The organism is Pedosphaera parvula Ellin514 (assembly GCF_000172555.1).
Lineage (GTDB): Bacteria > Verrucomicrobiota > Verrucomicrobiia > Limisphaerales > Pedosphaeraceae > Pedosphaera.
Map to the genome: position 1 here is coordinate 175,533 of NZ_ABOX02000001.1, position 22,558 is coordinate 198,090.

At 53.8% G+C, this 22,558-nt stretch carries 14 protein-coding genes; 11 read left to right on the forward strand and 3 right to left on the reverse strand.

The window, feature by feature from the left end; translation table 11 throughout:
• Positions 1-80: 80 nt before the first annotated feature.
• Positions 81-935, reverse strand: coding sequence for a restriction endonuclease (locus tag CFLAV_RS00655; protein ID WP_007412639.1), 855 nt, complete (start codon positions 933-935; stop codon positions 81-83).
• Between the two features lie 212 nt (positions 936-1,147).
• Here CFLAV_RS00655 and CFLAV_RS00660 point away from each other — a divergent pair, with 212 nt between their 5' ends.
• The 11 genes from CFLAV_RS00660 (at position 1,148) to CFLAV_RS00715 (ending at position 20,526) form a co-directional block, all read left to right on the forward strand.
• Positions 1,148-1,681: a hypothetical protein gene (locus CFLAV_RS00660; RefSeq protein ID WP_040546342.1), complete on the forward strand. Its 534-nt coding sequence runs from the start codon at positions 1,148-1,150 to the stop codon at positions 1,679-1,681.
• A gap of 373 nt (positions 1,682-2,054) precedes the next feature.
• Positions 2,055-7,217: a DEAD/DEAH box helicase gene (locus CFLAV_RS00670; RefSeq protein WP_007412642.1), complete on the forward strand. Its 5,163-nt coding sequence runs from the start codon at positions 2,055-2,057 to the stop codon at positions 7,215-7,217.
• 10 nt (positions 7,218-7,227) lie between these two features.
• Positions 7,228-10,086: a DUF8741 domain-containing protein gene (locus CFLAV_RS00675; protein ID WP_007412643.1), complete on the forward strand. Its 2,859-nt coding sequence runs from the start codon at positions 7,228-7,230 to the stop codon at positions 10,084-10,086.
• Positions 10,083-14,738 (forward strand): Eco57I restriction-modification methylase domain-containing protein, encoded by a 4,656-nt coding sequence (locus CFLAV_RS00680; RefSeq protein WP_007412644.1) that lies wholly within the window; start codon positions 10,083-10,085, stop codon positions 14,736-14,738. Before CFLAV_RS00675 ends, CFLAV_RS00680 begins: the two co-directional genes overlap by 4 nt.
• 9 nt (positions 14,739-14,747) lie before the next feature.
• The gene (locus CFLAV_RS00690; protein WP_007412645.1) at positions 14,748-16,802 is read left to right on the forward strand and encodes a coiled-coil domain-containing protein; all 2,055 of its coding nucleotides are present in this window, start codon (positions 14,748-14,750) and stop codon (positions 16,800-16,802) included.
• Between the two features lie 110 nt (positions 16,803-16,912).
• Positions 16,913-17,428, forward strand: a complete 516-nt coding sequence (locus CFLAV_RS00695) for a hypothetical protein (RefSeq protein WP_007412646.1) — start codon at positions 16,913-16,915, stop codon at positions 17,426-17,428.
• 59 nt (positions 17,429-17,487) lie between these two features.
• Complete coding sequence (locus CFLAV_RS00700) at positions 17,488-17,856, forward strand: DUF4365 domain-containing protein (RefSeq protein WP_150107196.1); 369 nt, start codon at positions 17,488-17,490, stop codon at positions 17,854-17,856.
• Positions 17,857-17,928: 72 nt separating this feature from the next.
• Positions 17,929-18,807 (forward strand): SMODS domain-containing nucleotidyltransferase, encoded by an 879-nt coding sequence (locus CFLAV_RS00705; protein ID WP_007412648.1) that lies wholly within the window; start codon positions 17,929-17,931, stop codon positions 18,805-18,807.
• A complete protein-coding gene (locus CFLAV_RS00710) occupies positions 18,804-19,736 on the forward strand; it encodes an S-4TM family putative pore-forming effector (RefSeq protein WP_007412649.1) in 933 nt (310 codons plus the stop codon). The genes CFLAV_RS00705 and CFLAV_RS00710 overlap by 4 nt, the downstream gene beginning before the upstream one ends.
• Positions 19,733-19,951 (forward strand): hypothetical protein, encoded by a 219-nt coding sequence (locus CFLAV_RS36025; RefSeq protein WP_007412650.1) that lies wholly within the window; start codon positions 19,733-19,735, stop codon positions 19,949-19,951. The genes CFLAV_RS00710 and CFLAV_RS36025 overlap by 4 nt, the downstream gene beginning before the upstream one ends.
• Positions 19,948-20,526: a TIGR02391 family protein gene (locus CFLAV_RS00715; RefSeq protein WP_007412651.1), complete on the forward strand. Its 579-nt coding sequence runs from the start codon at positions 19,948-19,950 to the stop codon at positions 20,524-20,526. Before CFLAV_RS36025 ends, CFLAV_RS00715 begins: the two co-directional genes overlap by 4 nt.
• 419 nt (positions 20,527-20,945) lie before the next feature.
• Here CFLAV_RS00715 and CFLAV_RS00720 read toward each other — a convergent pair whose 3' ends face one another.
• Positions 20,946-21,971, reverse strand: a complete 1,026-nt coding sequence (locus tag CFLAV_RS00720; RefSeq protein ID WP_007412654.1) for a tyrosine-type recombinase/integrase — start codon at positions 21,969-21,971, stop codon at positions 20,946-20,948.
• Positions 21,972-22,048: 77 nt separating this feature from the next.
• Entirely contained in the window at positions 22,049-22,324 is a 276-nt protein-coding gene (locus tag CFLAV_RS00725; RefSeq protein ID WP_007412655.1) for a hypothetical protein, read from the reverse strand.
• Positions 22,325-22,558 lie beyond the last annotated feature (234 nt).

Here is a 22,558-nt window from a genome sequence, read left to right on the forward strand (position 1 = left end):
AATTGGCACCCGCTTTTATGCGTTTACGGGTGCAGGCACCACTCCCGTTACTATCAACGGTCGATCATTGGTCGATAGCCTCAAGTGCTGGTTTCCAGTATGTATCGACAACGTGGAAACTGAGAGCAACCCCAGAAGGTTCCACCGGTATTGCAACCCTTTTGTGCTGTCCTGAGCACCATCTCGGCTTCGCACTTAGGGCAGAACTTTCGCGTGTCATTGAAAATGGCAAGCAGATCAAGGTCAAGTCGAGCGTTGGTCTGATCGAGCAGGGTTGATAGGTCACTTTCGTTTAAAATCTCGATGCTATGTTGTTCAGCCAATTGTTTTGCATCACCCGTATAGCCGCGCAAGGTGATGAAGATGCCTCGCTGAATACCTGCATGGGTCAGTGCGCCAAGGAACTCACGTATGCCTCGGACGTTCACATTCCAACTCTTCCAGTGTTTGCACTGAATCGCAGTTTGCTGGCCGTCCTTTTCGATGATGAGATCGATGCCGCCATCAGGATTGGCACCACCGCGCCGTGTCACCTGATAGCCGAGTTTCCAATAAATGACCTCAATAGCTTTCTCAAACTGGAACCAGTCGATGGTCCGCAGTTTTTCAACCAAGTCCTTTGTCGTCAGAGGTGGCGGCGGGGTAGGGGACGCCTTGAGAGTGCTGGTTTGAGTTGCTGTCGTAAGTTGGTTGGGAGCCAACGAATCGCCATCACTTGGGAAGAATCTGGTATTAAGGCGTGCGTCTTCGCGCTGCCTCGAACGCATTATCAACCAGACAAGCAAGGCGACCAAGCCCATGCCTGCCGCGATCAGGGCCAGTCCTTGGAGCATCTGCCTTACCTTTGGCACGAACATGGCTCCAATAATTACTAGTCCAACCAGTTTTGCCACCGGTTCAATCCAGTCATCCTCGCGCTTTCTTCTCCGTCCCATATAGCCTTCTTTGACAGCAAGGAGGGTGCCATGTTTTTCCGACGGCAACTGGCCTTGGAAGATGCCAAAAAGAGATTAGCCTCCTCTTGACCGCCATTTAGGGAGGCCATCAGTTCACTGAGTCCTGAATGGTGACAGCGAAAAGCTTGGGGAAAATGTTGACATCTCCATGCTTTAAACCTCAGATTCGGTCAATTCAGTTCCCAATCAAGATGAAGACATTACGCCTTATCTTAGTCACATGTTTCGGGTTGTCGGCAATCATAGCTCATGCCGCAGATAAGATTGAGGGAGCCTTTGGCAAAAAGCTCGGTGATGTGTTTGATGTATCCACAGCCGTCGGAACCTCAAAACTCACAGATGGCACACCAATGTACGAATTTGCCACCACTAACGGCTTTCGTTCATTCAATCGATATTATGTTTTGGTGACGCCCAGGACAAAGAAGATTTACAGCGTTTGGGGAATTGGTCAGGCCGAGAGTACAGCGGCGGCGCAGAAGGAACAAGCTCTTGTGATGGAGATTCTCCAACAGAAGTACGGCAACAAAGAGAAGGAGGGAATACTTGATGCACTCGGTGATGCCAAGAGGATTGACCAAGGTAGCCGATATATTGTCACCAAAATTAGCGGTTTCACGGACGTTACTCTCGATATTCGTTACCATGACCGCGATTTAGACAAGCTCGCGGAGAGGGAGCGGCTGGAAGATGAGTCTAAAAAGGTGGATAAATCGGGACTTTAAGGAGTTTGAATTCTTGATTTTTATCTCGCATGGTCGCGTAAAATGACCGCTCTTGGCCAGAATTTGCGAATCGAGTCGCTTGGAGTCACGGTTAGCGAGGTTTCTCCGCTTCATTCGGAAAGCATGGCTCCTATAAAAGAAAGTCCATGTGATTACATTGACTGCTGCATTAACCTTGCTGTCCGCCTTCAAAGCAAAGTGGGTTGGAACTTCGTGATTTTCACCGCAAGTTCGCAATGGTTAAGTAGTGCGATTACACCTCCATCATTCTGGATTGCCAAATAGTATGAGCGAAATGACTTCTTGGGCCAGAGGGCAGAAAGCTCATTGTCGCCGCCGCTTACGTTCTGTAGGATGCGCCTCAGGTTAACACATGGATATATTCGAGGTCCATCGCAGGATTGTAAGCGACTACGCGAGTTATATTCGCAGTTTCGTTTCTATTTCTGACGAGGATTTGCGCCAGCACGTCGAACAACACCTCAACGGTGGTCGTCTTTGGCCAGAGCCTCTGTTGTCATTCAACCCAGCATTTGCGTCTGCTGGCCGAATCGAAAACCTCGTTGCTTCAGGGGCGCTCTCCTCACCTTTGGGTGACGCATTTCGTGGCTACGAACTTTTCGAGCATCAATTAAAGGCGATAAAGCTTGGGGCGGCAGGAGTTGATTTCGTGGTTACATCGGGGACAGGGTCTGGCAAGTCACTCACGTACATTGCGGCGATATTCGACCATCTTTTCAAGGCTGGCAACCCCTTGCCATCAGGAGTCACTGCCGTAGTAGTTTACCCGTTAAACGCGCTGGTGAATTCACAGGAGGAGGAATTGCGACGCTATGCAGAGAATTACCGCCAGGCACGTGGCGAAGAATTCCCAATCCGCTTTGCGAAGTTTACTGGTCAGGAAGACCTTAGCCGCAGGCAGGCACTTGAAGCTGACCCGCCGCACATCCTGTTGACTAACTATATGATGCTGGAATTGCTCCTTACGCGCGGCGGCCAGCGAACTCTCCGACAGGCCATTTACGATGGACTGCGTTTTTTGGTCTTCGACGAATTACATACGTACCGTGGTCGCCAGGGAGCGGATGTCGGACTTTTGATTCGACGCATCCGTTCGCGCGCGAAGCATCCGGTGGTCTGCATCGGCACATCGGCGACGATGATTTCCGGAGGAACACTGGCTGACCAAAAGCAACAAGTTGCCAAAGTAGCTGAACAGCTCTTCGGAAAACCGTTCCAGCCGGATGCGGTTATTCGAGAAAAGCTCGTGGGGCGCTTCCCTGGCGCACCTGCAAGCGAAGTGCTCAAATCGGCGGTCGCCACGCCGGTGATTCAAGATGCTCCAGAAGCCGCGTTGTTGTCGCATCCAACGGCAGCTTGGCTTGAAGCGCGTATCGCGCTCGCGGAGCGCGAAGGGGAACTGGTTCGCGGCAAACCGTTAACCTTCTCCGAAGTTGCAGATTTGCTGGCGAAGGAAACTGGGTGCTCGCTGGCCCAATGCGCTACCCATTTGCGTGAAGTATTAATTTGGCTTGGGCGAGTAAACAAGCAACTGCTGGACGCAGGTAAGCATTACACGTTTCTGCCATTCAAGCTCCATCAGTTTTTCTCCCAGACCGGGGCTGTTTATTTGACGCTGGACCGGGGCAAGCAAGAGCACAATATTCTGCAAGCTGGCTACCACATTCCGGGCGAGCCTGATCGCCCATTGTTCCCCGCCGTCTTCAGCCGCTATTCGGGCGAGACGTTCCTTTGTGTGTCAAAAGATCCAGCGGGAAGGAAGTTGATGCCGCGTGAATTCTACCCCTCGGAGGATGAGGAGGATGATCTCACGCGTGGTTATCTCATCACAAACGTGGACGTTTGGAATCAGGAGACGGATCTCGAATTGTTGCCCGATTCCTGGCTCGACGTGAATTCCGCAGGGCAAGTCCGGGTTCAGAAGAAATATCGAGGCCGGATGCCGCAGTGCATTTACTACGACACGCAGGGACATTGTTCTGACGAGCCGCGTGAAGGTTGGATGCAGGGCTGGTTCATGACTGCTCCACTCCTGTTCGATCCAACCTCGGGCTTGATGCCGGATCGGCAGACGAGAGATTCCACCAAGCTCAGCCAACTCGGCACGGAAGGCCGCAGCACGGCTACGAGTATTTCTGCCTTCGCCATTCTCACACGCATGGCGGAAAGCGGCTATCGCTTGCGCGATCAAAAACTCCTGAGCTTCACCGACAATCGCCAGGATGCTGCGCTCCAGGCGGGGCACTTCAACGATTTCATGGATGTCGTTCGACTGCGCTCGGCCATTCGCAAGGCGGTCGAAACTGCCGACGGCCAACAACTCCGACTCACGACGCTTGGTCGGGCGGTGCGCGTGGCCAGTGGTCTTCAGTTCGCGGATTATGCAACGGGGGGCTCAGACCTTCCGGAATTCCGCAAACGTATTTACGAAGAAACGCTCGAAGCCTACTTCGCTTTCCGTTCGATTCACGACCTCCGTCGCGGTTGGCGGGTGGTGTTGCCGAACCTTGAGCAATGCGCCCTGCTTGAAATTGACTATGACCATCTCGCAGAAGTCGCATCATTGGACAACTTGTGGACCGAAGTTCCACTCCTCAGTCAATTAAGCGCAACCGACCGCCGCACAGTGATTCGCGTAACGCTCGATTTCTTCCGACATGAATTCGCGCTTCACAGCGAGACGTATCTAACGGAAGCGAAAATCAAAGAACACTCAACCAGCTTCCGTGAACGACTTCGCGCACCCTGGCGGTATGAAGACGAGGACGACATACCGACGCCCACTTCCGTGCGCACCGAATCCCTCGCTCGATACAGCCGTCGCGAAACGCGCAGCATTGGGCCGCAAAGCGGCTATGGACGATTCGTCCGGCGATTTGTTCAAGAGAAACTGAGTCATGAACTCAAAGCTTCACCCTATCAGGACTTCATTGAGAAACTGCTAGCGGCGCTGGAAAACAAGGCTGGTTATCTAAACAGCGTCGAGGCGCGAAATCGCGACGGTAAACCAACCCGAATCTATCAACTCAAACTCACGGAAATACTGTGGAAGTCCGGCGACGGTATAACCGTGCGCGCCGATGCCGTGAAGTTACGTGCCTACAAAGCACTGGCACTGCGACCGAATCCCTTCTTCCAAGAGGTTTACCGCCGTGACTATGGCACGGGGAAGCTGTTGCTTGCTGCCGACCACACCGGCCAACTCAACTACAAGGACAAGCAGGATCGCGAGGAACGATTCCGAGCCGAATGGAAAACCAAAGATGGTCGCGATGACGAAGCCGAGATCCGCCGCCGCTCCATCAGTTCGCTGTTCTGCTCACCAACGATGGAGTTGGGTATCGACATTGGTGGCCTCAGCGTTGTCCACATGCGCAACGCGCCGCCGAATCCGGCTAACTACGCGCAACGTAGCGGACGTGCTGGCCGCAGTGGACAGCCCGCGCTGGTATTCACATTCTGCGGGTCGCAGTCGAACCACGACCGACACTATTTCAACCAACAAAGCGACTTGGTCGCAGGGCAGGTTGTGCCACCGCGCCTCGACTTATTGAACGAGGAATTGCTTCGCTCCCATCTTCACGCAGTGTTCCTGTCCGAAATTGGGCTGCCAGGATTGAAGGATTCAGTTCCGGACTTGCTGGATTTGAACCAGACCTCACTGCCGTTGCGAGAAGATGTCATCGCCGCGTTGAATCTGAAACCAGCGGAAGTCGCCCGTGTCCGCAACGCCTTTGAGCGCGCGATTGCTGATTTCCGAGATAAGCTTGCCAGCCAGCCGACCGCCTGGTTTTCAAGCGGCTGGATTGAGACCGAACTCGGTTGTCTCCACCAAAGACTCAACGAATCAATCGAGCGTTGGCGCGGTCTCTACCGCAGTGCGCAAACGCAGCTCAACTCCGCCTCGCAGCGCATCAATAGCGGTCTGTATCCGGCCAACAGCCCAGACTTTAAGGATGCACAGCTTGAACAGCGGCTTTCCCAGCGACAGCTTGACCTTCTCAGGAACGAAGTCACCAGCGGTGAAATGTCGGAGTTCTACGTTTATCGCTACCTGGCCGCCGAAGGTTTCCTGCCTGGTTACAATTTCACCCGCCTACCGCTCCGCGTGATGCTCCCCGGCAGTGACGCAAGCGTGGAGTTCATCTCCCGCCCGCGACATATCGCCTTGCGCGAATTCGGTCCGAACAATGTCATTTATCACAAGGGCCAGAAGTTCGAGATTACTCAGCTACTCGGCGATCCACCTGGCAACCGATTCGAGAATGCCGTAGTGAGCGTCAAACCGGGCTATTTCCTGCGTGGGGAAGAAGGCAAACGTGACCGTTGCCCGTTCTCAGGAGAAGATCTCACGACGCAGGTGAACAAGGAACATCTACATTACCTGCTTCAACTCGGCGAAACTCGCGCGACGCTGCGTTCGCGCATAACCTGTGAGGAGGAGGAGCGGGTCACGAAGGGCTATGATGTCAGCACCTACTTCACACTCGACGAGCTTACACAACTCGGCCCGACCGGATTGGTGAAGGCCAGTGGTGAAGTTTTGCTGCGACTACGTTACCTGCCCACAGCGCGGCTTGTCTGGGTGAATCGCAAGTGGCGCATCGCCCGCGAGGATAAGAACGGTTTTGCAATAGACGTGAAAACAGGTGCATTTGTGAGCGACCGGCATCGTGCAGAGCTCAAAGACAAAGGTGAGTCCACGGATCATATTCGGGATGTGATGTTCTACACCACGAACATCTCCGACGCCCTTTACGTTGAGCCTGTGCCCGCTCTCGGTTTGGATGAAGACGGCGTGCTTACGCTTCAGTTTGCATTGAAGCGTGCGATGGAACGAGTTTTCCAAGTCGAACCCGCCGAGCTTGGAGTGACTGCGATTGGCGACCCGGAAAACCCGAACATTCTCTATTACGAGGCCGCTGAGGGAACGCTTGGCGTTTTGAGCCAGTTGGCTGAACAAACTGGCCCGTGGCGGCGTGTTTTGGAGGAGGCTTGGAAAGTTTGCCAGTTCGACACCGATACCACGCTCAGTCCCGCGTCCTATGACAATCTCCTCGACTACTATAACCAGCGTCATCATCCGCGTCTTAATCGGTGGCTTATAAAAGGCGCACTTGAACGTCTCACCGCCTGTTCGTTTGAATCAGTACAGAGCCCACAGTATGCGGATTACGAGGACCACTATCAACGGCTGCTTCGTCAAATTGACGGGAGTTCCTCAACTGAGCGGGAGTTCCTCGACCATCTATACGCTGGGGGCCTGCGTCTGCCGGATGCAGCGCAAAAGCCGTATCCCGGCATTTACGTCCAACCAGATTTCTTCTATGCGCCAAATATTTGGATGTTCTGTGACGGCACGCCCCATGACGATTCATCGGTCCACAAGGACGACGAGGCGAAACGTCAGGCTATCATTAATGCAGGTGGAGAGGTCCTGGTCTGGTATTACCGCGACAGCTTGAACGAACTTGTCCATCGACGCGGCGACATTTTCCGAAAAGTCCGAGAATAGAAATTGCCCCATGCCTTCCACCCTCACATCTCCCGGTCGTCTCGTTAGCCTTCGTGGACGGGAATGGGTCGTGTTGCCTTCCGATGACGCCGAGACCCTGTTGTTGAAACCGCTTGGCGGCTCGGATGATGAAATCACCGGGATATATCTCCCACTGGGTTTCAAGGAAGACCAGCCTGGAGAGGCAAAGTTTCCCGACCCAAAGAAGGAAGATTTGGGCGCGTTCTCCTCAGCACGACTGTTGCTTGAGTCTGCGCGTCTCGCCTTCCGCAACGGCGCGGGCCCGTTCCGTTGCCTAGCGAAACTTTCTTTTCGTGCTCGTGCCTATCAGATGGTCCCGCTCATCATGGCTTTGCGGCACGAGCCCGTTCGTTTGCTTGTGGCAGATGACGTGGGCGTGGGCAAAACAATTGAGGCTTTGCTGATTGTGCGCGAGTTGCTGGAACGTCGCATCATTCGCCGCTTTGCTGTTCTTTGCTTGCCACACCTCTGTGACCAGTGGCAGGAGGAAATCCGTTCTAAGATTGGTATCGAGGCCGTAGTCATCCGCTCAAACACTCAGGCACGTCTCGACCGTGAAATCCACGGTGACGCCAGCGTGTTCCAACACTTCCCATTTCAAGTTCTTAGCATTGATTACATAAAGAGCGATGCCCGTCGCGATGTTTTCGTAAGCCAGTGTCCGGAACTGGTCATTCTGGACGAGGCGCATACCTGCGCCCGTCCCAGCGGAGCAAGTCCAGGCCAACAGCAACGCCATGATCTGGTGCGACGTATCACCGAGAAAGCCGAGCAACATTTCGTGATGCTCACGGCCACGCCCCACAGTGGTAAGCCGGACGAATTTCAGTCGCTGCTCGGGTTGCTTCATCGCGATTTCGCAGCTCTCGATTTGCCTGCCGCCACGCCTGAGCAGCGAAAGCGCCTTGCGAAGCATTTTGTCCAACGTCGGCGTGGTGACGTCTTGAAATGGATGGGCGAGGACACCCCGTTCGCGAAGCGAGAGGCTGGAGAAATTTCCTACGAACTCGGGACGGGTTACGCCACGTTTTTCGACCAAGTTCTGGGTTTCGCGCGAAAACTGGTGGCCGTGCAATCCGGCCCTGAACGGCAAAAGCGCGTCCATTACTGGACCGCACTCGGCCTGCTGCGTGGCATTATGTCTAGCCCGGCTGCCGGAATTGAGATGCTACGAAATCGTTTGGAATCTCCCGAAGTTGAATCTGACAGCCCTGAGTCCGAGGAAAATCCGGTTCTCGATTCATCCGATGGCTTCTTGTTGGATGTAACGCCGAGCCAGATGGTAGGACAAATTTTGTGGAGCGATCCGGAGAAGCGTCAGCTTGCGAACTTCGCCCGTCAACTCGAATCACTCTCTGGTGCTCAGCACGACGGCAAACTTGAAGCCGCTGCCAAGACACTCGCGGAATGGCTTCGAGATGGTTTTCAGCCCGTAGTTTTCTGTCGCTACCTTGCAACCGCGCGCTATGTTGGCGAGCAGCTTCGTTCACTGCTGAAAGCCAAGTTCAAAGACCTGCGAGTTGAGGTTGTGACCAGTGAAGACCCCGACGACGTTCGCCGCCAGCGCGTGAACGACTTGGGCAAAGTCCCGCGCCGCCTGCTGGTTGCTACAGACTGCCTCTCTGAAGGCATCAATCTCCAGGAGTCCTTCACCGCAGTATTGCATTATGATTTGCCGTGGAATCCAAACCGCCTGGAACAGCGCGAAGGCCGCGTTGACCGTTTCGGTCAGACTGCGGAATACGTGAAGGCTTACCTGCTTTTCGGTCGAGATAATCCTGTGGACGGCCTTGTGCTGGGTGTAATCCTGGAAAAGATCCGCCAGATTCGGCGCGACCGTGGAATCACCGTGCCATTCCCGGAAGACAGCAGCACCGTGCTTGATACTGTGGCGAAGGCACTCCTTTTCAACCCCGACCGCACGGTCAAAGCCAGTTCCGACAAAAGCCAACTCAAGCTCGGACTCGAAGATTTTGCTGAGGCCCGTGAAGCCGAACTTCGTATTACCCACAAAATCGAGGATGCTGCGAAGCGCGAGGATGCCACACGCTCACTGTTCGCGCAGCACTCCATCAAATCGGAAGAACTTGAAACCGACCTCCACGAAGCCGATACCGCCATTGGTGACGTATCCGCTGTGGAACGCTTCGTTACAGGAACGCTCACCGAACTGCTCGGCGTGCAGATTGACCGCACCAAAACTGACTGGAGACTCCATGCGGGTAACATTTCAGCCTCACTTCGAGCACATCTCCCAGATGAAGCGTTTCTAGATGTGAGTTTCCGTTCCCCGACGCCTAAGAAGCATGTTTACCTCGGTCGCAATCATCCTTTTGTCGAAGCACTCTGCCAATACGTCATGGCACACGCATTGAGTCGGCAAGTGCGCCCAGGAGAAACACATGCAGCCCGTTCCGCCGTGATGCGTAGCCAAACGGTCAGCACCAAGACCACGCTCCTACTGTTCCGCTGCCGTAATGTCATCGGCGAGAGAAATGGGCCGGCACGAATCGTCGCTGAGGAGATGCTCGTGTGGGGTTATCGCGGCTCACCAATTGATGGCGATTTCCTTAGCAACGATGAGGCAATGAGTCTGCTCAACCAGGCATGTCCTGCTGGCGACATCACACCGCAGTCTCGCGAAAACTTTTTCGACAACGAAATTAAACTTCTAGGCCAGCTTCGCAAACAGTTTGACGCTGCGGCCGAGGAGCGCAACAAGCATCTCGTCGAAGCGCATGAACGGTTCAGCCGTTTCTTCCGAGCGGGACGCTACGAAGTTGTCTATCCAGTCCTGCCAATGGATATCATGGGGCTTTACATTCTCTTGCCGGAGGCCAGCCGATGACATTCCCCTCCATCCGCATCGAAGGCACGATTCTCTCCGGCGAACTGCTGGCGAAGCTCGATTCTGCCGACACGCTCGGTCAGCGGCCTGCTGATTTCGGCTTCGATTCGCAAAGCAAATTGAAGGACGAAATCGTCCGTTCCTGGACGGCGGGACAGGCGTTCTACACAGCATTTCAGCACAAGCTCACCAGTGTCAAGGAAGGCGCAGCCGCCACGTCCGAGACGCGAAATCAATGGATCATCCCGCTTCTCGGTTTACTTGGCTACGCGGAACTTGAATTCCAATCGCAGTCCGAACCCGTTGGCGACAAGCCCTTCCGTATCTCGCACCACCTGCGTAGTCACGGCGGATTTCATGTCCATATTGTCGGTGCACGTGAGTCGCTAGACAAAAAAGCGACCACTGGCCCACGCGTCAGTCCGCACTCGCATTTGCAGGAATACCTTAACCTCACCGAGCACCTATACGGCGTTGTCACCAACGGCAAACTTCTGCGGTTGCTTCGTGATTCCACACGGCTCATCAAACTATCCTACGTCGAGTTCGATCTCGACCGGATGTTCAGTGAGGAACTGTTCGCCGACTTCGCGGTTCTTTACCGCCTCCTGCACGTCACGCGTCTGCCGCGCTCGCCGGAGAAATCCGTCGAGTCCCTGCTCGAACGTTATCATCAGGACGCTCTCGAATCCGGCGCACGTATCCGCGATGGCTTAAGCATAGCCGTTGAGCAAGTCATTCAGGAGCTTGGCTCTGGCTTCCTCGCCCGAAACGAAAGTCTGCAAGCCGCTATTGCCAATAATTCCGTCACCGCCCGCGATCTGTATTACGCGCTGCTCCGGCTCATCTACCGGTTGCTCTTCTTGATGGTAGCGGAAGAACGCGGCCTCCTATTCAGCGAAGCCGCCACGCAGCGCCAGCGCCGCCTTTACACCGACCATTACAGCATCGGTCGCTTGCGCCGTATTGCCGAACGTCGCTCGCTCGCTGATTCCACCAAGCACGACCTCTGGCGCGGACTGCGAAGCAGCTTCCGCCTGTTCGAGACCGACGGCCCTGGCGCTCCACTCGGACTGACTGGACTCGGCGGACAACTTTTCTCCGCCGCCGCGCTCGGTCCGCTCCAAGCCGCCGAGATCGACAACGGAACGCTCCTCTCCGCGCTTGCCAAGCTCTCGCTCTTTCGCCAGCCGGACACCGGGCAGTTTTCGCGCGTGAACTACGGTGCGCTCGCCACGGAAGAGTTCGGCTCGGTGTATGAACGCCTGCTGGAACTCCACCCCGTCATTCATCCCGCCACAAACACGCTCCCGTCGCACTTCGCCTTCAAGCAAGCCGCTGGCAACGAGCGCAAGACCAGCGGCAGCTATTATACGCCCTCCAGCCTGGTCGAATGCTTGCTCGACTCCGCGCTGGACCCAGTGCTCGAAGACCGCCTGAAGAACTTTGCCAGGCTCGGCTTCAAATCCGCCGACCAAGCTGTAATCGCCTTGAAAGTCTGCGACCCAGCCTGCGGTAGCGGCCATTTCCTCATCGCCGCTGCGCAACGAATCGCCCGCCGCCTTGCACTTCTCCGCTCCAATGGCGATGAGCCAAGTGTGAGTGAACTTCGCCACACCCTTCGTGAAGTCATCAGCCATTGCATCTATGGCGTGGACATCAATCCTATGTCCGTCGAGTTGTGCAAAGTCGGCCTCTGGCTCGAAGCGATGGAGGCGGGCAAACCACTCTCCTTCCTCGACCATCACGTCCGGTGCGGCAACAGTCTCCTCGGCGCGACGCCTGCGCTCATTGCCGAAGGCGTTCCCGACGACGCCTTCACCGCCATCGAGGGAGACGACAAGAAAGCATGCGCTGTTCTCAAGAAACTAAACGCCCGCGAACGTCGCGGCTTTGGCGAACTCTTCGCGCTCGAAGACCGCGCCACGTTCGAGCAACTGCAACAAGCCGCCGTGGCCGTCGAAAACCTGCCTGACGATTCCGTACGCGCCGTCGAGCAAAAGTCCGCTGCCTTCGAGCAACTCCAGCACAACTGCGATTTTGAAAAGGCCACGGACCTCGCCAATCTCTGGTGCGCCGCATTCGTCATCCGCAAACGAATGGCCGATGGTGAACCGCCTCTCGCGCCCGCCGCACCCTCCGCCGCCACCGAGGCTCAAACTGCCGCAACGCAAACCGGACTGTTCGGTGAGACGTTTCAGGAATCAGCCGGGAAGGCCAAGACTCCCGCGAAAGCGACCACCCAGCCCTCCGGTCTGGCCGAAGCCGTCGGTATCACCAGCGGCCATCTCCGCGATTTTGCCAAAAGCGTGGCCTTGCCGGATGACATGATGAAGGAAGTCCAGCAACTCGCCAGACAATACAACTTCTTCCATTGGCATCTCGCGTTCCCGGAAGTTTTCCAGCGTGGCGGGTTTGGCGTGATTTTGGGTAATCCACCTTGGGAGCGCGTAAAGTTGCAGGAAAAGGAATGGTTCGCTGAACGCCGACCGGAGATTGCTGAAGCGCCCAATACCGCCGCGCGCAAACGGCTCATTGAATCACTCAAAACGGAAACGCCCGCACTGCACACAGAGTTCCAAAACGCACTCCGCCAGGCTGAGGGCGAAAGTCATGTCATGCGGACCAGCGGCCTCTACCCGCTTTGCGGACGAGGTGACATCAACCTCTATGCAGTGTTCGCCGAACGAATGAGGAACAGTCTTGGAGAAGCAGGCCGGTTGGGCGCGGTTTTGCCCAGCGGTATTGCCACCGATGACACGACTAAGTTCTTCTTTCAGGATGTAGTCGAGCGCCGATCTCTCGTGAGTCTCTTTGACTTCGAGAATCGTCTGGGGCTCTTCGCGGCCGTGGATAGCCGGATGAAGTTCTGCCTTTTTACAAGTGGTAGCCCGGTTGGTGGGCTAGTTCACGCAGCCGAGTTCGTATTCTTCGCCCATGACGTGGCAGACTTGCGCGACCAGCAGCGGCGGTTCTCTCTCACTGCTGAGGACATTGCTCGACTCAATCCCAACACGCGCACTTGCCCCATCTTTCGCTCTCGCCGTGACGCTGATCTGACCAAAGTAATCTACTTTCGCGTGGCCGTGCTGTTCCGCGAAGAACCAAAAGAGGAAAACCCTTGGAGCATCCGTTTCAACACGATGTTTCACATGTCGAGCGATTCACATCTGTTCCGCACACGGGAGCAGTTGGAAGTTGAAGGTTGGAAATTGGAAAAAAACATTTTCTTCCGTGCTGGAGCAGAATATTTACCTCTTTACGAAGCGAAGATGACAGCGCCATTTGACCACCGTGCCGCCGATGTGGTTCTAAGCGAGACAGCGTTAGTTCGGCAAGGACAGAGCGAGGCTTTGGATAAAGCGGCGCACATTAATCCCGCGAGGCTTCCTCTGCCGCGTTACTGGGTAGCGAAGCAAGCAGTCCTTGAGGCGCTGAGCAGCGAAAAACCAAATTCATTGCTCGGTTTCACGGACGTTACCAGCCCAACCAATGAGCGGACGATGCTGGCGACGGTTTTACCGATTGCAGGTGTCGGACACACGAAGCCTCTGATTTTCTCGCCACTACATCCGACGCTGATGGCGTGTCTGATGTCAAACTTGAACAGTTTTGCTTTCGACTATTGCGCGAGACAAAAGGTTGGCGGAATCCATTTCACCTACTTTTATTTGAAGCAGCTTCCTGTTCTCACACCAACCATCTACACCCAACAGTGCGCATGGAGCGGTGGCGCGCGGACCCTCAAGGACTGGCTGATGCCGCGCGTGCTGGAGCTGATCTACACGGCGTGGGACCTGGAGGCGTTCGCGCAGGACTGCGGTTGGTCTGGCCCTCCGTTCCGGTGGGACGAGGAGCGCCGCTTCCGACTCCGGTGCGAACTCGACGCCGCCTTCTTCCACCTCTACGGCCTGAACCGCGACGATACCGCGTACATCCTCGATACCTTCCCCATCGTGAAGCGGATGACGAGAAAAGCACGGCCACTACCGCACCAAGACCGCATCTCGACTCTACGATGCTTCGCCGATAGCCAGCGGCACTGGCAGGCGTTTGTCAGTCGTGGAATCCGCCGCCAGCAGATGCGCAGTGCCTGCCATCCGCCAATGGAAACTGCCTCTGCCAAGCCGCAGACTTCTCCCGAGTTTGCATCGTTCGCAGAAGCCTATCCTTCAAACGCGGCCGACAAGCTTGTTTGTGCCCTCACATTGGAAATCGTCGCATGGCGAGAAAACATACCGAGCAGCGATCATCTCGACGCGCTGATTCTTGCGACTCATCCGGATTTGTGCCGAGTCTTCATGAGCAGTGGTAGCAAATCCCAATTGGATTCATGGACCGCATCCATAAAAGCCGAACTCAAGGCGATCCACTCCAAAGGTTTGAAGTGGGTTCAATGTCTCAGTTATTTGGAGGAGCACCGGAGTGCACTCAAGATCGGAAGAACTGAAACTGGTCGTCCCATTCATCAAGGGGTGCATTTTGATTCGACCCACCAGTCGTTTCCATGTCAGCACGGGGCGCTGGCTGTCTTTGCCCTCAGTCTCCTGGATTCTTTAAGGGAAAGGCGGCAAAAGAATTCGCTGTCCCCAGAACAAACCGCAGCTGTTGAAACCTTTGACCAATTGCACAGCAAATATGCCCTGGCATAAAAATTGGCTATGAACATTCTCAAATCACTGTCAAGGCAACTGACTCGAAGCACACCCGATGTTTGGGTAAGCCGAATTGCGATTTATAGAAAATTGGCAGATGCGCCGATCCGAGACGTTTCCCTGAAGAAAGGGCTGAACATTGTTTGGGCTGAAGAGCCCGAGGGTGAAGATGACAAACGCGACATTGCCGGGCATAGCGCAGGCAAGACAACATTCTGCCGATTGCTCCGATACGTGCTTGGAGAGAAATCATTCGCCAACAAAAGTAATACCGGGTTAATCAAAAAGGCGTTTCCAAATGGCTATGTTGGCGCAGAGCTATTTGTGAAGGGGGTTAAGTGGGCGGTTTTACGTCCGTTGGGTGAGAATCGGAACTCCTACGTGCTCAAGGAATCGACTATCGAAGTACTGATTGAAAAAAAGGGCGATGCCGCATATCAGGATACTTATCCGGCAAAAATTGGACTGGATGCTCTGCTTGACCCGCTTGAATCCGCCACGGTCGTCCGCACGAATGAACCCATCAAATGGGGGCACCTTTTGGCGTGGTGCACCAGGGATCAAGAAGCCCGATTCCAAAATATTCATGACTGGCGGTCTCCGCGAAGTGATTCAGATTGGCCAGCATTCAGATTCCCGAAATCGGACCCGCTTTTCGTCATGCGGGTCGTTCTCGGCCTCTTTCTTCCCGATGAGCTTGTCGGTGAAGAAGCTCTATCTAAACTCCAACAATCGCTAGAGAGGGCGGAGGCCGCGCTGGAAGTGGCCAAAAAGGAACCAGCCTACTGGCGCGAGCACTACGACACCAAGGCTCGGCAACAGCTTAAGCAAATATTACCGAAGGACGGTGGAGCAATCGAGAGTGCCCCGCTATCCTCGGACGAAATGCTTCCAGATCTTAAGCGTTACACAGATAAAGCGAAATATGAGTTGGGCGAGCAGATCGGGAAGTTGGAAAAATCCGAGCTTGCACTCCAAATTGAAATTAACTCCCTGAACGAAACAATTGCCGCCAACAAAACCGAATTGCAGCAATTGGCCGGTCTTTTCACCCTCGAATCCACGGCAGAATGCGAGGCAAGCGCTGGATTGAAAAGAAATGAAGACTTCAGACAAAAGACGCAAGAGAACAAGGATAAAACCTGTCCCTTCGGAGATGTTTTAATCGGTCAGTGCAGTTATGTCTTGGAAAGACAGGAGCTAGTTAAACGCAATGCAGTCCAAGACGCTCACACGCTCGAGCAAATGGAAGCCAAACGAGCCAGTGCACGAGCAAAGGTCGCCTCACAACAAAAGGCTTTGAAGCACGGCATCCAATCCAACGAACTGAAGCGGACGAATCTCACAAAGCAGCAGAGCAAGCTAGTGGTTGATATAGCACAGAAAAAGGTCATCCAAACCGAATTGGATGCTGACTTGGAGAATTTAACATTGTGGAAATTGCGCCACGAAGCTCCAGACAAATATGCAAAATTACAGGAACACTTTGGAATCATCGAAGGTTTGCGGAAACAAGTTGAAGCGAAAGAAACTGATTTGAATCGCCTCCTTGCCGAACACGACACCAATCGCGATCTTCTCAACACCATCTTTTCAGCAGCGGCAAAGAGAGTGCTGCCATCAACAAATTACGACGGCCGGGTTATGTTGGAGGATCGCGAGTTGCATTTTCAAATCACCCACGGCGGAACGATGACGGGCGAGGCGATGGAAACGCTTGCGGTCTTGTTAGCCGACATCAGCTGCCTCATATACAACTCATTTTCGTCGCGGTCCTATCTTCCGGGATTTCTGTTGCACGACAGCCCGCGCGAGGCGGACTTGGGCTTGCGTCTTTATCGTGGCTTTTTCCGATTTGCGGCGCAGTTGGAATCTGACTTCCAAGAGCTTGGAGGCTGTCCGTTTCAATACATCATAACTACAACCACTCCGCCGCCCAAAGTCCTCATCAACGATACCTACGTTGCGCTTCAACTGGACGCATCCAAAGAGGCAGAATTGTTGTTTCGTCGCGATCTTTCAAAATCTCCGGAAAAGGAACAGCTCGACTTAATCCAATGAAAACTCCTCCGAATCACGTTCGATTGAGTGGACATCGTTTTTTGATCCATTCTCAATTCCCAAGACAAGGCCAACAGACTGCGCAATGAGGAACTCATTCCCAATTGACGATGAAAAAGTCTAAGAAAGCGAAACTTAATATCATTCAGCAGGGCGAACTCACAAACATCCGTGGCGAACGAGGTGAGAAAATTGCTTATCTAGCCCTTACCGATTACGCGGGGGGGAACAAACCACTCATTCGTCCGGCGTTCCTCGGCGAGAAGTGGCCAACGCTTGATTACTACGCTGAGCTTGAAGGTGACGGAAAGCAAACGCCCGTAGCATTGTTTCAGGTTAAAACTTCGGGCAAGGGTGTAAACAATGCGAAGAAATCCCTCCCGGTTCAACTCACGAAGAAGGATGTCGAGCGTTTGGCACTGCTTCCAATTCCTGCATATGTAATTGGTGTCTGCGAGTCAACGTGGAGGGTGTTTGTGCGCGCGATTGCGAAAGGGAGCAAGGGCATGGCGACGATACCTGCCCACTACGAGTTGACTCCAACCAATCTCAGAGCCTTGCACGCGGAGATCGCCGCGCACTGGAAGGCGAACACGCCGAAATCCCCTCAATCAAAATTTGTGTGAGCTTACCCGATTACGTTCAGCGACGAGCCGAGATTCTTGCGGAATTGTTCCTCCGCGAATTGAATCCCAAGTTTCTAGCTCAGGCAACTTTCCAAGGTGCCACCTGGGACTACATGGCTGCTTTCCAGACAAAAGCAGGGCGGCTAATCAACATCACGGTGAAAGTCATTGCGACAGAGAAGCCGATTCCTGAAGAAATGATTTTTGTAATGTCCAACAAACAAGCAAATGAGATTCTAAATTCTAACTTACCCATTCTTATCGTTGTCGTGGACGTAAAGACTAACTCAATCGCGTGTAACTGGGTTTCTAAAGCGACAGTTTCACACTCGTCGCGGCTTAACGGAGATGCCCGAATTCGATTCCCAGCTTTGAAGGTGGATCAAGGGACAGTTGGGAAACTCATCTTTGATATTGAGAAGATGTAAACCACAACCTTTGGAATTTCGCGATTAGTTACATGACATGACTACGGGACCCAAATTCAGAATCATTGTCACATGAACACAGTTTCAGACGCTTTGAAAAGCCTCCTAAATCGAATCCAGCCGACTGGCGGGGAGGTTCAGGCAGCGGCAAAACATTTTGAGACGATCAAGACGCGGCTCGAAACGGTTTTCGCGGCGAGGAAATTCCCCAAAGCCGGGAGCTTTAGCCGAGGGACTTTCATCCGGGGACGGAGCGATGTTGATGTGTTCGCCCAAATACCACTCGACGAGGTTTGGTGGGGCAGTGAATGGAAGTCATCCTTCACGATACTCGACAGGTTCCGGAAGGAGATCGCCGCGCGTCTGCCGAGCACCAAGGTTGGGCGAGACGTTCACGCAATCGTCGTTGAGTTCTGGGACATGGATATTGATGTCGTGCCCGCAGCTTGGGGCGGTTTTTCCAAGGAATACAAACGTCCGCTCTATTACGTTCCCGATGGAAATGGGCGTTGGATGCTCACTAGCCCGGATATTCATAACGGCTACATCGCGTTAAAGAATCAGGAGAGTGGCGGGAAACTTCGGGCGGTAGCACAGCTTTTCAAATTCTGGCGCGTCTGCCGTGATCCCGCGATTCCGATTTCATCATTTCACATCGAAATGGTTTTGGCGAGTGAAGGAATTTGCAACGGAGTCAAGAGTTACGCCGAGTGCATGACCGAGTTGCTTCAAAGGATGGCGGAGCGGGATTGCGCTGGCATTCTTGATCCCTATCGCATCAACGGCAACATTGCGGCGACCAAGTCTGAGGCGCAACGCGCGATGGCCTTGGCGTCGGTGAAAAACTCCCGCGATCATGCGAAGGCGGCGCTTATTGCAGAGCGCAACGGAAAAGTGGATGAGGCGCTGGGTCAGTGGAACTACGTTTTCAACTACAAGTTGTTCAGATGAACCAACCTGAAACCCTCTGTGATATTCCCGAAAAGCAGAACATCGAGCGTTCGCTGAAGCACATTGCTGCTTGGTCGCATCTCTACGGGCACGCGAAGGTCGTGGCTGGCTGGCAGTTGATCCTGTCCGTTCCGTGTGCCTTGGTGATGTCGTTGGTTGCTTTACGATGGCCAGAGGCGAAGACCGTGACCACGCCGTTCTCCCTCCTCTTTGGGTGGATTGATGTTTTGTGGCTGGACCGAATCCAAAGCGACCGCAAGAAAGTTGCTGCAAAAATGCAGGAGCAATTCGATTGCGAGTTATTCGGTCTAGGTTGGAATGAAATCCGTTGTTCTAGTCCACCGGAAACGGAGGAACTGAACGAAGCTGCTGACGCTTTCAGACGAAAAGACCCCAAGGCGAATCACCGAGATTGGTATCCCGTGGAAGTTGGTCGCCTTCCGTCTTCTCTCGCACGCCTCATTTGCCAGAGGGCGGCAGTCTGGTGGGACATGTCGCAGCGGCGCAAATATGCTCGCTGGCTTGTTGCTGCCGTCGCCACGCTTGTGGTTGGCGTCGTGGCGATTTCCTTTACCGCTGACCAGCGGGTTCGTGACATGGTGCTTTCAGTTTATGTGCCGATTGCCCCGGCTGTAGTTTGGGCCGTTAGGGAGTGTATTCGACAGAGGGATGCCGTCTCAGCGTTGGAGAAATTGAAAGGTCAGATTGAGAAGGTTTTCGCCAGGGCAATTTCCGGAAAGCAAAATTTCGGCGAAATCGATCGGCTTGCCAGACACATCCAGGATATGATTTGTGACGGCAGATCACGGAATCCATTGTTCTTCAATTTCATTTACCGCCGTCTTCGTCCAGACCACGAGTTGCGAATGAACGAAAAGGCCGAGGAGATGGTTGAGGAAGCTTTGGCAAAGCAGGAGCACTGGAAATGAATCTCCCGATTTTTAGCGATACAATACTTCGTCAGATCGGGAACGTGCTCGAAGGCACGGCCACACATCGCGAATTCTCTTCCTTGTTCTCGGAGTGCAGGATTGTGGAACAAGGGGGAACTCCGAAGTGGGAGCGCATCACGCTCGCGCTAACGGTTCGACAGAAGCAAGACGGTTGCGGGAATAATGTTATGGCATTCATTCAGCGGTTATGAACCCTGTTCGCTTCGTGGGCCAGACAAGCCGGTTTGAGGAAGTTCGTCACCGTCTGAATGTGGTGATTTCATTCGTGGGGCTTCAACTTGGCGAAGATGGGAGAATCCGTGTCGCAACAGCAGCTCGAACTTTGAGCGAAGCAGCCCAGCGAGCCGGTCGGTTGCGGAAGCTTTTGGAGCAAAGGCAGGTTCATGGGGACGTGCTGGCATTCTGTCGGGAAGAACTCTTAAAAGATAATTACTTTCATGCGGTTTTTGAAGCGACCAAGAGTGTTGCAGATAAGATTCGGACCAAGAGCGGACTGTTGTCAGACGGCGCAGAATTGGTGGATCAAGCATTCTCCTTAAAGAATCCAGTATTGGCGATTAATAGCCTGCGCATCGAAACCGAACAATCCGAGCACAAAGGTTTCGCAAATCTACTGAAAGGTGTGTTTGGCACGTTTCGGAATGTGACTGCCCACGCACCCAAGATTCACTGGACGATTGAGGAGCAAGATGCATTGGACCTACTCACGATGGTTTCATATCTGCATCGTCGACTGGACCGTTCAGCCAAGGTGATCAAGTCGTGAGGAGATTCGTTATGCCGCTCGCACCCGAACAGGAGCGTATCAAGAACGCCTTGGCGAAGTGGATGACGGGATTCTCGCATCTGGCCCCACCCAAAGCCATATCACCTATTAGCCAAGCTTTCGATATATGGCTTCAACAATTTTCTCGAACTGAAACCAATTAGCGGTGTGGAGTTTTCAAGCAGGTCCTTGTCGTCAAGGGTGCTGGAGAGGCAGGGGACATGGTCAGATTGCTACCAAGAGCAACAAAGTGACCTGTGAAACTGCCATGGGTATGCACCTGGCGGTATGCACCCTTGGCAAAAATGAAAAGCCAACCATTACGAAACACCCGCAAACATTGGTGAGTTGGGAAAGCCTTTTTGTGAGACAACTTGGTCCCAAACCAAGTGCCCTCAGCCTCCCAAACTCCCTTGAGTTCAGATTTTGTGGACATAACCCTCAGTCGTTCTCGTGCTGCTGTGGCCCATGTCACTGGCGATCTGTGTCAATGATCTGCCTTCCGCATTTGACTCAGTAGCAAAGGTATGCCGCAGGCAATGGAAGGACTTGCCTTTGAGGCCCAGCCGAGCACAGATACGTGTGAAGCTGACCGAGAGATAAGCTCTTCGCGTCGGATCATTGATGATGTCTCGCTCTTCAGGGAAGACATATCTGGCATGAGCAACCGGCTGGAGCGTAGCCGCCTGTGCCAGACCATCACTCATCTTTAGCGACACCCGTTTATCCCGCTTGTCCGTCCAAACAGTGATATACCCCGGTTGCCTGAAACAATCCCATTCCAACTGGCAAATATCACCCAGGCGCAAACCCAGCTCCCGGCTGGCTTGGATGGCGAACCTCCAGAAGCCGTCGGTGGCTTTAACCAGCCCATCATACTCCGCTGCCGTGAAGACGCGCTTAACCGTGGTTTCCTTCTGAACATGGCTCAGAATCTTGTAATTCACACTCACCAGCTTGGACGGGTCATTCGGAGTCCAGCCTTTGCCTGCAATGAAGAAGAAGAAGGAACGGATTGCAGCCAGCATGATGGTACGGCTATTGGCTTTGGTCTGCGACTCCCGGTTATTAATCCAGTCCGAGATGTGTTTCTCCGTGATCGCCGCTGGTGGGAGAGCTTCAACCTGAGCCGCAGTGATCCAGGAGCGGATGTAGTGCACATTGTTCATGATCGTCCGAGGTGACTTGCCCCGCGTCTCCATCCATTCCTGGTAGTCCTCCAGGGCTTTCTGGAGCGTGAGCTTCCTGCCACTGATCAGATACCCGATGGCCTCCTGCGTCAGGCGTCCGGCCCTGGCAGCCAATTCCAGGTCTTTTAATCCGCTTTCCTTGACGACACGCTCGGCATCGGCGCGGTTGGTGCAACGGGTGGTAATGGTCTTGGTTGTGCCTTGGGTGGTTTTGAACTGGGCATGGAATATGCCCTTTTTGTTTACTAGTTTCATAGGATTGTTTCTGAGAAGCACTACACTGACGCTTTATCCGACAAAGCATCCAGGCTGGAGGGCAGGGGAGGTGAAGGTTAATTGCGGGACGGATTGAATCCATCCCCGGCGTTGTTCTGCCAATGGTCTTTGCGGGTTTCGTAAATTGAATCCGCGCTCTTGCTCTGGCCGGTAATTAATTCACTCTGGCTGGAGCATTGGCTGATGCCTGCAATCAGTTGGTGAATGTCACTGTTTACCAACTCCCCGGCTTGTTGTTCTAAGTCGGTGGTGTCCTGATCGGAAATGGGCTTGGCTTTGAAAGCCAGCATTCCTGGTTTGAGTTCTTCGATGGTAATTTGGATTTGATACATAGGTTTGAGGATTTATGACTGAAGGGGTTGGGGAGGGCACCGTGAACGATTTGGGTTGACTAAACTAGCGAAGGGTGAAAACCCGGATTATATGAATGAACACAACTCCTGGAGCTTGGAAGACGGGGTAATCACCATAAGGGTTCGTCAGCGTATTGTTGCAAGGATGAAGTCACAGTTAGAACTGCATCTTCACCAGCAAATACAATTTGAGTGTTTCGGAGGCGGCTGCTA